Genomic DNA, 13196 nt, shown 5'->3' with positions numbered 1-13196 from the left:
ATCAGTGCTTCCTTATATTCAAACTGCATAAAATACAGACTCTCCGCTCGTCACACTGTGATGACGGAAATAGAAGCGATATCCGCCATAAAACGACTGAATCAACAGCGGTATACGAATATAATCTTCAAGGCTGTGATAAACGCAGACGGCAAGTTTTGGATGAGACTCACGGATTGTCCGCTCTGCCCCATGGAGAGCTTTGTACTCTGCCCCCTCGATATCCATCTTAATCAGCGTCGGCGCTTCGGTCATCACTGCATCGAGCGGCATTGCCGTGATCTGCGCCCCATCTCCGTCTCCCTCAATCCCCAAACGAGAAGCAGAGGGGGTTGCCTGATTTCCTGAAAACGAGAGCCGCTCCTCCACATTCCAAAGAGCATAGGGATAGAGGGCGACCTGCGGAAGATCCACATATTTTTTCTTGAGCAGCTCACAGCTCTTCCCATCCGGCTCAAATGCATGCACGCGGACTTTTGGATTCATGGCGAGTGCCTTGTCGATCTCCTCACCGCCGCATACTCCCGCGTCCACAAGCACATCATCATCACGCAGCACAGGAATCACATCATTGGCAAAATATTGATTGACTTCCACAAGAGAGAAATCGACTGGTCGACCATGAACCATATTATCGATTAGGCTGCGATAGAGTCGGCGTGATTTCTCATCGGCAAAAGAGGCACAGATCGTATCAACGTCCTGCTCATGCTCTGCAAAGTAACATGACGCATCAATCTGGACAGCAGAGCGTATATCTGCTTTTACCTCCTGTTTCTCCAACTGAGAGATAATTTGCAGCAGATTGATGCCGGTAACCCCAACAATGATGACAAGCGGCTGATCCATTAAATAATACCGACGACAAAGCTCGAAGATTTGTTCCGACGACCGCACTGCAATGCCGTCAATCGTTGTTCCCTGCTTATCTTCTGCATTATCACAGTAATAAAGCGGTTCCTGCAGCATTTTCCGCTCTGCGCAGTATTTTCGATAAAACGCACGCGCCACGCGCCCTGTCCCCCAGAGCACATAGTCCCGCCCGCGCAGCTCAGCAAAGACATCCATTCCTTCAGCACACATGCGCCTCACTCCTCAGTGGATTGAATCAGATCCAATATATTGATGATATAGAACCATTCCTATGTTGTACTTCTTTATGTATGCCTACACCGTCTCGGCAGCATTCCCTCCTCATGGTTCATATTGACCGTATATACTCTCAACTCTGTCGCCTTCATACAGGAGGATACATAGGGAATACCCAGCGGGAGCTGATACCATTCATCGGCTTTGTCAACAAAACGAAGCATTACCAGTAAATAATTCAACAAAAGTGCTCCTCAAATAGATTATCAGCAGATCCGTCCAGAATATCTCCTATGCGATCACACCACGCACCAACAGTTCTGCTGCATACTCGTCGAGGACATCTTCCTCGAACATGGCATACTGATACTGTTGGCATTTCGCACAAATCGGATACTGTTCCTTATGAAGTTCCAGTTGTGCGCGCCGAAACGCTTCTGTCTTCTTCCCCCGCCATATATCCCGCATCGATTCTTTAGCAAGATCTCCCAGAATATACGGTGTCTCCATCGAACAGCAGGGCACGATCATACCGTCCGGATTTAGCTGCATCATATAGAATGGCTGCGGACAGACAGCAGCGTGTCCGACGGCGGCACCATTCTGCGTCACGTTTGCAGCACCGCCGAGGCTGTCATAGTCGATCTGTGATACGGCAGGGATGAGATGCTCCACGGCAATAAAGTCCGAAATATCACCGAATATCTCCAAAAAGCGCTTCTCCTCGCCCTCTTTGAGTGCACAGTCGATGATTTTTACATAGATCTTCGTCTCTCTGCGATGCTCGTAGAAAAAACGAATTTTTTCCACCAGATCTTGAAAGACGCCGCGCCGGCGTGTATGTGCATACGCCTCGTCATCAAGCCCCTGGATCGAGATGCGAATGCGTCCTAGATTCGCTGCAATAAGTGCACGCGAAAGCTCCTCCGTAAGGGCAAGGCCATTCGTCACGATATCGACGGTATCCGCAACCCTCCGCTCCGCAGCATAAGCAACCATATCCGCGATGCGAGGATGAAGCAGCGGTTCGCCCGTCCCGGCAAATCGGAGCATCTTCAATGGATGTGGAAACTCCATCAGCCCATCAATACATTTCCGATAGAGCGCGTAGTCCAGCATAACCTTGCCCGCAACAAATCCGCGCTGCTCCGTTGGAACAGAGTGAATGCAGTATGCGCAGGCAAGATTGCACCCATACACTGGAAATATTTGCACAGAAAAAGGCGTGGAAAGCGGCAGCACGTCAGCGAGACGAGTGCGTTTTCCTCCCGGGGTCTGTCCGTCGATTCGCTGTGCTTTCATCGACGCACCTCCGCAAGACGTGACAGGATCTCCTGTGCTGCGTCATCGAGATGATCCTCCGGGTGTGCTACGTCATTCGGTGCACAGCAGTTCGCACAGCGTATATTCTCACTGCGGCGGCCTTCCAGCTGCATCCGCCAAAACTCATGCATCTTTTTACCATGCCACATATCCAGAATACGCCCATGATGGACGTTGCCGAGCACGATGGGTTTATAGATGGTATCGCATGGTTCGACATCGCCGTTTGGAAACACCCCAAGCATATAGAACGCAAGCGGGCACACCTGATAAATGCGGTCTGTCTTCACACCGTTGCGGTCTGTTTCGATCACCATGTCCTTCGTCATTTCGACACCGTCGTAGGCCGGCAGCATGTGCTCGATATACATCCGATCAGTGCAGTCACCAAAGAGCCGATAGAACTGCTCCTCCTCTCCTTCGTCCAGTGCGACATCCATCACCTTAAGGAAAAGATTGGTCTGCTTCTTATGTGCATAAAAGTAACGAATATTTTCGACGAATTCATCAAAATCCACCTTTGCCCGGCAGATATCTTCATATTTCTTCGAAGAGAGCCCCTGCAAAGAGACACGAAGTGTATCCAGTCCTGCATCGATCAACGCATCAGCAAGAGCAGGACGAAGCAGCGATGCATTCGAGATGATCTCAATGCGCTCCACGACATTCTTCTCCTTGGCAATGCGCACCATATCGGCAATATGAGGATTGAGCAGAGGTTCCCCTTGGCCTGTAAGGGACAGCATCTTGAGTTTATGAGGAAACTCGGCAAGCTGATCGATGGTCTTTACATAGGTCTCCATCGTCATGTGCTCAGGCGTAAAGTCATACTGTTTCTTCATCTCAGCAAAGCCAAGGGAGTGTCCGCAGTAGGCACATTTGAAATTGCAGAAAGTCGTTGGAAAGACGAAAGCACTGTATGGTGCAGCAAGAGGAAGTACAGAGGCAAGCTGGACACGATCCGTCCCGTAGATAGGTTTAATCTCTGATGCCATAATTCCTCCTTCCTAGTCGGCAAAAAGCGGCAAGAGCCGCTCTGCATCGTCATCCAGCTGTTCCATCGGATTGTTGATCGCATTAAAGCAGGTACACGTTGCACAGTCCGGAATCTGATCTTTCTCCTTCTTCAGCATCTTGCGCAAAAATCCTCTGCGCCGGCTGCCGTTCCATATCTCCATGAGGGTATGTTCCTTCGCATTTCCCATCGAGAGATTCTTGCCAAGCCCCGGGACGGGACAAGGAAAAATATCCCCCTCGCAGCCAATCTGCATAAAGTAGAAGGACTGTGCACAGACCTTGCGGTTGACATCAAGTTCTTCACCATAGAAATTCTTTGTGCCGTCAACGATCTCGCGCAGTCCGTCCATTTGCTGCTGCATGACAACGAGATGCTCAATGTAAATACGATCAGCAAAGGGACTGAAAATCTGGAAGAATTTTTCCTCGTTTTCTTTTGTTTTGAGCGTCGCGTCAATCGCCTTGATGTAGATTTGTACGTTTCCCTTATGTTCATAAAGATATTTCAAATTCTCCAAATAGCGATCAAAATCAATCAGGACGCCGCAGGTTTTCTGATAGCCCTCGGCGTCTAGGCCCTGCACAGAGATATTGATATTGGTGATGCCCGCCTCGACGAGTGCACGGCTCTTCTCCGGCGTCAAGAGGAGTCCATTGGTGATCACCTCGACGCGCCCTGCGATCCCCGCTTCGACGGTCATACGCACATAGTCCGGCAGACGTGGATTCGTCAGCGGCTCACCAAGCCCCGAAAATACGATTCGTTTGATCCCGCCCTGCGGGAATTCTTTCAATTCTCGGATAATCTTCTCGAAAAAGCCCTCGTCGATGTGCTGCATACGGTGTCCGAGTGCGCGGAACTCCCCGTCCGCCTCGTCACGTGTGGAGTGGATACAGTAGAAGCACTTGAAATTACAGTACTTTGTCTGTTCAATATAAACGGTGAACGGATGTGCAAGCGGGATAATCTCCGCGAGCTTCTTCCTCTTCGTATCGTAGTTTGGTTTGATCTCTGCCATTGCTCTTCTCTCTCCTAGCGGCGATCCTTCGCCACGCGGTCATGGAACGGCATACACGACCGTTTCCAGCCCCATAAATTGATAGTTGCGGATATAAATGCGATATCCGTCATACAGCGACTTGATCTGCAGAGGGATCTCCCACAGATGCGAAATATCGTGATAAACACAGATGGCAAGCTGGGGATGATACTGACGTATCAGCTGTGCAGCACCTGCAAGCGCGCGCGGCTCCATCCCCTCGATATCCATCTTGATCATCGTCGGGGCAAAACCACGCAATACGCCGTCGAGCGGCACACATTGGAGAACGGCTGTCCCGGATGGATCTGCCTTTGCTGCAGAGCGTCCATCTGCCGTCTCGATAAAGCGCAGCTGCTCATAAGAATCCGATACTCCCAACGGAAGAATATATGACTCAGGAATATCATTTCGCTGCTGAACAAAGGACTGAATCCCCGCACAAAGATCTCCCTGCGGTTCAAAAGCGGCGTATGCCTCGATGCTCTCCCCATGATGAAGCAGACTTCGCAGAGTATCACCATCGTAGGCACCGCAGTCAATCATACGACGATAGTCCATCTGTTCCGGGACATCTTCCGCAAGATACTGCCCCTCTAGAGGAAGCGGCATGGGAAATCGTGTGACATCACCTGCACGGTATGCTGTGAGGACGGCGAGAAAAAACGCCCGCTCCTCCTCCGTCGAGAACAGTTCGCATGCTGCCTTTATCTGCTGTTCATCACGTGCGAGATTGGCAGGATCATAGGATCCGATAAACAGATGAGACAGAAAGGATTGACTTTCGATGGTCTGCCAGTTGATCTCATGAAGGGCATATATATGGCGAAACCCCTCCTCCCTGAGGCAGTGCCGTATCATGGCATCCTGTGTCCGTCCGAACAGTCCTGCCAAGATGACAATTGCATCCTCATGGTAAGGTTCCAGTTCCTTTGCTGTCGGAATAAAAGCCGATACAGGCGTACTGCAAGCAGCAGCATTCCGATCAATAAAGCAGATCGGCTGCACCCCATTTTCCATGAGACACGCATACAGCTTCCTGCCAAGATTCCCCGCCCCATAGAGCAGTATCTTGGATTCCTTCCATGCAGAAAATCCGCCAACACTGCCGGCTCTCGCCTTCTCTGCAAAGAAAGGGTTCAAGGACTCACTGTCTCCAAAATGCTTCATTGCGTTTTCCTCAGCAGAATGACATACTTCGTCATCAATGTATCAAACCGCTCTTCCGAATACCGTGCCCTCATACGTACATCCGTATGATATTCCTCTATCGATGCCAGTTGATCAAAGAAAGCCTGTTTCACCTCGGCAGGAAATTCCATATAGGGAAACAGACGAATCTCGTAGTTCATCTGCTCCAACAGGGGAATCAATGCATCCACATTCCATGAAACTTTGGAGGGAGTGTTCTGCAGTGCATTTACGATTTCCTGCAAATCATCCGATACATCGTAATACCTGACTTTTAATGCCAAAACACCACCATCGGAAAGCAGATCCGTAAGATCTCGTATCAGTGCAATCGGATTCTCATAGGTATCCGGAAATTCTCCAAGAATAATGGCATCATATGTGTGTCCGCCTGCTTTGTTCTTCACACGATCCACATCGCCGCAGAATACTTTCCCTTCGCAGACATAATACAGATCCTGCCAATACTTTGGTGCGGTTGTATAGGCAGCTAAGGAAGCATCCGATATCCCTCGTGACCGCAGCATATTCTTCACTTCGAGAAGTGGTGTGCCGCACCGCACATCAACCCCTAGTATGTGTGGAGAATTCTGTCGAAGCAGCTCCGACTCTTGAAAGAGTACATCCAGCATAGACTCTTCATAATTAACTACATCAGACCAAGCGTCAATCCCACAATACTTTTGCTGAAATAGTCTGCGCCCTTTCGCCAGGTCTTCTGCCTGCTTCACAGGATCAGCACCGACAACCGTACTCCCTTCATGATGAACAAACACATCCCCGCAGAGCACGTTGCGGTAGCCGAGCCGACGATAGGCAAACGAAATATCATCATCGGCAAAATTATAGTAAAAGGCATAGTCTGCTTCATAAAATTCACGCAAAGATGCACGAATCATACAAACCGTCGGAATCAGACGTATACGGTCATACCATTTGGATGGATCGGATTGATTGAACTGCGCCGCCTTTTTTTGCATATCTTCAAAATCAGTATACCCCAAATCCACATCCTGAAAGTTTGATACATGATCCGACATGGGGACAATAAATCCAATACGTTCATCAGACTCCGCACAGATCAGCATGTTTTTCAGCCAGTTTTCGGTAACCAAAATATCATTCGGCACACCGACAAAATATTTTCCGCGGATAAAGCGTCCGCATGTCGCATTTTTTGCACCAAAATACCCGTATAGAGCACCAATATTTTTTGTAATGCGATAGATGCGTTTTCTTGGGTGATCGAGACTTTTGAAATATTCAAAGGTTCCATCGGTCGATCCGTTATCCACCAAGATCAGCTCATAATCAATATCCTTCGTATAGCGAAAAAGCGCCTCAATCGCTGGTTTTGTATAGTCCTCCAGATGATTGTATGCCTGAAAATAAATACTGACAAGAGGATCATCCGTTTCGGCGATCGTCTCCATATTCTTCTCACGGTTCGCATAGGGATTTAATACATCTCCATAAACGATAGGCTCTTTCTCATCTGAGTCTACAATGCAAACCATACCATCGGCCGCAGCTGCTCTCACAGCGCCTCACACTCCCCTCGTATGCCTGATGCGTCTCACTTATACATTATCGGACATATAGCACGACGACATCTCCTGCCAATAAATAATGCAGATCGCTTGATGCCCCGAGAATCTGTGTCACCATCTGCTCAAAATTAGTTATAGCCTCAAAATAATGAGCACACATCCAATAGCCGACACGTACACGTTCAGCGGAGAACTGCTCTTTCAATGCATAGATAAGGCGCGGAATGGGAAAAACGCGTCCTCCATTTAACGACAGAATGCTGTCATAGATGAAATGTGGTATATCATTTGGGAGATTCTCCATTACATGTTCAAAGCTGTTGTAATTGAGCAGAGTTGCATAAATAAATCCATTAGATTTCAAGATCTCATGTGTTTGTACGAAGAATGGGACAATCTCTGAAATGGGCAACACATTGAGAAATGTTCCCAAGATGATGGCATCATAGGTCTCTTTCACTTCATCCGGCAGATTGTCAAGAGCCGTCAGTCGCAGAACTGTGTCTGCCATATACTTCGCTTCGGTCAAACACCTCTCATTGCAGACAACAGCATCGATCACAACCTTCTTCTGAATACGACGGAAGTAGTTGCGAATGGTCAAAAGGCTCTCACCAAACATTGGTTCGACGAAAAGAATCCTCGCAGGAACTTCACCCGCAGGAATGTTTTTGATCAATTGATCCAAAAAAGGCAGATGACCGCGTGACTCCCACGGATCGACGCTCCATTTGCTTTGAAAGACCGGACGCATGGCTATAATGCTCTTATAATTCCCGCGCTTTGTGCGCACCTCGTTTAAGGTTACGCCCCCGAAATGATGGACAAAGGTATCCTTGGCGAGAATTTGGCGGAAACCTGACCGGCGTAGTGTTGCAGAAAAATCATCGTCCTCAAAATCACAGAGGACATAGCGATAGTCTGCACGAATCTCGGGCACATCAAAAAGATTCGGCACAACGCTCACAAAGGGCATAAGAACAGCCCGTTCCTCCCAGAGGAGTGGGTTCGACACATTATGCACGGCGGCAAACGCCTCCATTTCCGGCATCGCTTCAAAGCGATTTTCATAGTCTACCGGAATTCCTTGGCGATTGGAAATGCAGTTCTCATTGCATGTGGGAACGACCCAAAAGACATCCTTCTCCGCCTGGTGTACGGCGAGGAGATTTTCCAGCCAATGCGGTGTGGCGACGGCATCGTTGGAGAAATAGACGACGTACTCGCCCTCTGCGATATGACGGGCAATTCCCCACCCGAGGTGATTGTATACGTTGTACTTCAGATTGATTTTCTTCTCGTGAGGCAGGCTGTTAAAATATGCCTCTGTCCCATCCGATGATCCATCGTTGATCGTAATGAGTTCAATATCTCCATGTGAAAAGGCCGTATGGCGAAGGAGGCTGTCGATGGCACAACGCGAATACTCCACTTTGTTGTAGGCAGGGACGATGATCGACACGCGGTATTTGAAGTCCGTCCGGCGCGGCCTCTTCCGCGCCGCCTCAAATGCTGCAATCGTCTGCGCCAGATAGGCATCCTGTACTTCCGGATGCTGCAGAACAAGGTATTCCAGATCCAACTGATAGCGCAGATCCAAAAAGAGTGGCCGCAGTTCGTAGAAAAAATACTTCCACGCATCTCGTGCGTCTTCCGCGGTCAACGCTTTCTGTCCACTCCACGCAGCATTCAGCGCATAGCGACGGCACTTTTCCATGAGCGTTCCCTTCTCCTGGGATAGACGCTCCGCAACACCGTTCATCGCCACAGCAAAATCCGTCAACACCTGACGCGTCGGTTCTTCCATGCTGCCGTCTGTGGAAAGCATACTGCCGATGTAGTCCACAGCTTCCCGCGCTGTGTCCATGATCTCCTCATACCACTGCATACAAACCTCTCTCTGACTCCCTGCTGAACCCTTTTTCCTATATTATAACTATCGGAAAAATCATACATAAGCTAAAGAAAAAAGGCACTGCCGCTCATCTTTCCTCGCGGCAATGCCTTTCCATCATTTATCCCACTGGGTTACGTTGAACTTCGGTTCCGGCGCAGCGACAGGTGCGGGACGCTTTTCAGCGGCGCGCTCTGCCTCCTCACTGGTCTGTGTAGAGTCGTCGATCACAACATCGACGGGAATCGGTGCGGGTTTCCCCGTATCATCCGTATCGTCGTTCTGCTTGTCCTTTTCGCTGATCGCGCCCTGCGTCATCAGTTCCTCAAGCTCTGCCGCACTCAGCGTCTCGCGCTCGAGAAGTTCTTTTGCGATCAGATCGAGTTTGTCGCGATTCTCCACGATGATCGTACGGCAAGCCTCATACGCTTCCTCGATGTAGCGGCGCACCTCACGGTCGATCTCACCCGCAATCTCTTCGGAGTAGTTGCGCTCGCGATTGAGATCGCGCCCGAGGAAGACCTGATGGTTCTCCTCGCCATAGGCAATCGGACCGATCGCATCACTCATGCCGTATTCCATGATCATGCTGCGGATGATACGCGTCGCCTGCTGGATGTCGCTGGATGCGCCCGTGCTGATCTCGCCGAGCACGACCTCCTCGGCCACGCGTCCGCCGAGTGCGACCTTGATGCGGTCGATGAGCTCGGAGCGCGTCCGATAGGAACGATCTTCCTTCGGCAGGGAGAGCATATAGCCGCCCGCACGTCCGCGCGGGATAATCGTTACCTTGTGCACGGGATCGGCGTGCTCGAGCAGAAGTCCTACGAGCGTATGTCCGCCCTCATGATATGCCGTGAGGCGCTTTTCCTCATCCGTCATGACATGAGACTTGCGCTCCGGACCTGCGAGGACACGCTCGATCGCCTCCTCCATCTCCGCCATCGTGATCTTCTTCTTGTCACGGCGCGCGGCAAGGAGTGCCGCCTCGTTGACGAGGTTGCTCAGATCCGCTCCCGTAAAGCCGGGCGTGCGCCGCGCGAGGACGTCCAGATCAACGTCGTCAGCGACCGGCTTGCCCTTTGTATGTACCTTCAGGATGGCCTCACGTCCGCGCACGTCGGGCTTATCCACCACGATCTGACGATCGAAGCGGCCGGGACGCAGGAGCGCAGGGTCAAGCACATCGGGGCGGTTGGTCGCCGCGATGATGATGATCCCCTCATTTGAGGCAAAGCCATCCATCTCGACAAGGAGCTGATTGAGCGTCTGTTCACGCTCATCGTGTCCACCGCCCAGCCCCGCGCCGCGCTGACGCCCAACGGCATCAATCTCGTCGATAAAGACGATGCACGGAGCCGCCTTTTTTGCCTGCTCAAAGAGGTCACGCACACGGGATGCGCCGACGCCGACGAACATCTCGACGAAGTCGGAGCCGCTGATCGTGAAGAACTGAACGCCCGCCTCACCGGCGACCGCCTTGGCGAGAAGCGTCTTGCCCGTGCCCGGAGGGCCGAAGAGCAGTACCCCCTTGGGGATGCGTGCGCCGAGCTCGTTGAACTTGTCGGGGGTCTTGAGGAACTCGACGACTTCCTCGAGCTCCTGTTTTGCTTCGTCCGCCCCTGCCACATCGGCAAAGGTCACCTTTTTCTTATCGCTCACCATGAGGCGCACGCGCGACTTGCCGAAGTTCATCATGCGCCCGCCGCCCATCTGGGACTGCTGCATGATGAAGAACCAGAAGCCAATCAGAAGTGCAATCGGGATCAGCGAGGTGAGGAGCGTCTGCCACCACGGTGGCTCGGGCGGGTTTTCCGCCGAGATCGTCACGCCCTTTTCCGAGAGGCGCGTATAGAGGTCGCGGTCGTTGCTCGGGGCATCCGGCGCAATCGTCGTGAACTCCGTCCCATCCTTCAGCGTACCGCGGATGTTGTTCTGGACAATGACGACCTTGTCCACGTCCCCAGCCGTTACTTTTTCGGTAAAATCACTGTATCCCAGCGCCGTTGCCTGTGCCGTCTGATGGCTGCCCGACATGTAGTCGGCGACCGTCCAGACGACGAAGAACATGAGCGCATAGAACGCGAGATTTCGCAGAATTGAATGATTCAAAAGGCGCCTCCTCACTCATAAACGGAACGCCGCAGCACCCCGATGTAGGGCAGATTCCGATATTTCTCCGCATAGTCCAGCCCATAGCCCACGAGGAACTCATCGGGAACCTCATGTCCGAGATAGTCGATCTCGACCGGCGTCACACGGCGCGAAGGCTTGGAGAGGAACGCACAGAGGCGGATGCTCTTCGGATGTCGCCCCTGCAGCAACGTTTTCAGATAGTGCATGGTCGTCCCCGAGTCGATGATGTCCTCCACGATGATGACATGTTGGTTCTCGATGGAAAAATCAAGATCTTTCAAAATCTTAACCTGTCCGCTGGAGACGGCCGCGTCGCCATAGCTGGAGACAATCATAAAATCGAAGTTGACCGGGCGATCAATGGCGCGCACAAGGTCCGTAAAGAAGACGGCAGCTCCCTTCAAAATACCAACGCAGTATACCTTCTCCTGTGCATCGCGGTAGTCCTGTGTAATCTGTGCGCCGAGCTCCTGCACGCGCGCGCGTATCTCCTCTGCCGAGAACGATATGTGCTCAATATCATCGCTCATCATGATGCTGTACTCTCCTTTTCCCAGGCAATGGCAAAAACAACACAATGTTCCGTCACCGGTGCCAAGATGCTGCGCCTTCCCCCGACCATCCAAAAAATCTCACTGCTGCCGGCAACGGCAAGCAGCGGAATGCTGTCCCGCGCTTCACGCGGGATCTTATCGTCGATCATAATATCCTTGATTTTTTTGCGTCCGATGGAGAGCCGCATATAGTCTCCGGGACGCCGTGTACGCAGGACAAGCGGCGGCAGCCCTGCCGCATCAGCATAGACAGCCTTCCCGTCCACTGCCTTCTGCCAATCCTCATCCGTCACGTCATCCATCCGACGCATGGAAAATAATCTTCCTTGGAAATTTATTATATCATATTCGTGGGTCAAAGGAAGGAAAATTTCTTCTTCCTTTCCCTGCTGTGTTGTCCGTGTTTCTTCGCGCTGAAGTCTGAGTACGCCATAGCGCATATGCGCACGCCATCCGTGCGGCAGCTCGCACTGTGCCGTTCCCGCCCGTGTGAGGAGACAGCGCATCCGTTCCTCATGCTCGTAGGAAAGATCCTGCTGGCCATCCGTCACGCGTTCCCAGAAGAGACGCAGGACGCGCCGTACCATGGCCGTATGCAGCGTATTCAGCACGCCGACGGAGAGGCCACCGCCGGAGGATGCGCGCTCCAGTTCTGCCGCAGCATACTGCGTGAGGAAATCATCCTCCTCACCCGCGAGATCACTGAGGCGCACGAGTGCATCACGGATATTTCGATTACCGTAGGTGCAGAGGGTCGGCAAAAGCGTGTGGCGAATCCGATTGCGCTGCGCATCCTGCTGATCATTCGTCCGGTCATGGCACGGGTGAAGCTTATGCATCCGAATATATCTCTCAATCTCCGTGCGTGCCGTATGGAGCAGCGGGCGCAGGTGGACGCCGTCCCACTCACGCATGGCGGCAAGCCCTGCAGGTCCCGTACCGCGCAGAATACGCATGAGCACGGTCTCCGCCAAATCATCTGCATGATGGGCGAGCGCTATCGCATCGCAGTGTTCCTGCTCCTGCAGCCGATGGAGAAAATCATAGCGGCAGACACGCGCCGCCGTCTCAAGCGAAAGTTTATGCGTCCGCGCATAGCGCGGTACGTCACCTGCCTCTATGATGCAGGGAATATCGCGTGCCGCACAGTATGCCGCCACGGCATCTGCGTCCGCACGTGACGCTGCTCCGCGAATGCCGTGCTCGTAGTGTGCACAGATGATCTGCGGGCCGCCCTCCGCATGTAAATCGCTGAGCATGTCCAGCAGAACCAGAGAATCCGTCCCGCCCGAGCAGGCGGCGAGCACGCGGCGATCGGGCGCAAAAAATCCATGCGTCCGAAGAATGTCTGCCACCTGTCGTTTCAACATGATCTCCCGATAAAGGAAGCACTGACCCATGC

Annotated in this window: 10 protein-coding genes; all 10 read right to left on the bottom strand. The window is 51.9% G+C overall.

The features are described from left to right. Positions 1–18: 18 nt before the first annotated feature. The 10 genes from ADJ74_RS07895 to tilS all read right to left on the bottom strand — a co-directional run bounded on the left by ADJ74_RS07895 (position 19) and on the right by tilS (position 13164). Positions 19–1083, bottom strand: coding sequence for an FkbM family methyltransferase (locus tag ADJ74_RS07895; protein WP_050343295.1), 1065 nt, complete (start codon positions 1081–1083; stop codon positions 19–21). 297 nt (positions 1084–1380) lie between these two features. Further along, complete coding sequence (locus ADJ74_RS07890; RefSeq protein ID WP_050343293.1) at positions 1381–2391, bottom strand: radical SAM/SPASM domain-containing protein; 1011 nt, start codon at positions 2389–2391, stop codon at positions 1381–1383. After that, the gene (locus ADJ74_RS07885; protein WP_050343292.1) at positions 2388–3407 is read right to left on the bottom strand and encodes a radical SAM/SPASM domain-containing protein; all 1020 of its coding nucleotides are present in this window, start codon (positions 3405–3407) and stop codon (positions 2388–2390) included. Before ADJ74_RS07885 ends, ADJ74_RS07890 begins: the two co-directional genes overlap by 4 nt. Positions 3408–3419: 12 nt before the next feature. Further along, complete coding sequence (locus tag ADJ74_RS07880) at positions 3420–4448, bottom strand: radical SAM/SPASM domain-containing protein (RefSeq protein WP_050343290.1); 1029 nt, start codon at positions 4446–4448, stop codon at positions 3420–3422. A gap of 39 nt (positions 4449–4487) precedes the next feature. Continuing rightward, positions 4488–5639 (bottom strand): FkbM family methyltransferase, encoded by a 1152-nt coding sequence (locus ADJ74_RS07875; protein WP_157040602.1) that lies wholly within the window; start codon positions 5637–5639, stop codon positions 4488–4490. Further along, positions 5636–7201 (bottom strand): glycosyltransferase, encoded by a 1566-nt coding sequence (locus tag ADJ74_RS07870; RefSeq protein ID WP_253271686.1) that lies wholly within the window; start codon positions 7199–7201, stop codon positions 5636–5638. The genes ADJ74_RS07875 and ADJ74_RS07870 overlap by 4 nt, the downstream gene beginning before the upstream one ends. A 46-nt stretch (positions 7202–7247) precedes the next feature. Then, entirely contained in the window at positions 7248–9098 is a 1851-nt protein-coding gene (locus ADJ74_RS07865) for a glycosyltransferase family 2 protein (protein ID WP_050343286.1), read from the bottom strand. Between the two features lie 123 nt (positions 9099–9221). After that, positions 9222–11216: an ATP-dependent zinc metalloprotease FtsH gene (gene ftsH, locus ADJ74_RS07860; RefSeq protein WP_050343284.1), complete on the bottom strand. Its 1995-nt coding sequence runs from the start codon at positions 11214–11216 to the stop codon at positions 9222–9224. Positions 11217–11227: 11 nt separating this feature from the next. Then, positions 11228–11773 carry a hypoxanthine phosphoribosyltransferase gene (gene hpt, locus ADJ74_RS07855; RefSeq protein ID WP_050343282.1) on the bottom strand — a complete coding sequence of 182 codons (546 nt, stop codon included), beginning with the start codon at positions 11771–11773 and terminating at the stop codon, positions 11228–11230. Continuing rightward, positions 11770–13164: a tRNA lysidine(34) synthetase TilS gene (gene tilS / locus ADJ74_RS07850; RefSeq protein ID WP_253271685.1), complete on the bottom strand. Its 1395-nt coding sequence runs from the start codon at positions 13162–13164 to the stop codon at positions 11770–11772. Before tilS ends, hpt begins: the two co-directional genes overlap by 4 nt. Between the last annotated feature and the right edge of the window lie 32 nt (positions 13165–13196).

Source organism: Selenomonas sp. oral taxon 478 (assembly GCF_001189555.1).
GTDB lineage: Bacteria > Bacillota > Negativicutes > Selenomonadales > Selenomonadaceae > Centipeda > Centipeda felix.
This window is presented reverse-complemented; position numbering and strand designations above follow the sequence as displayed.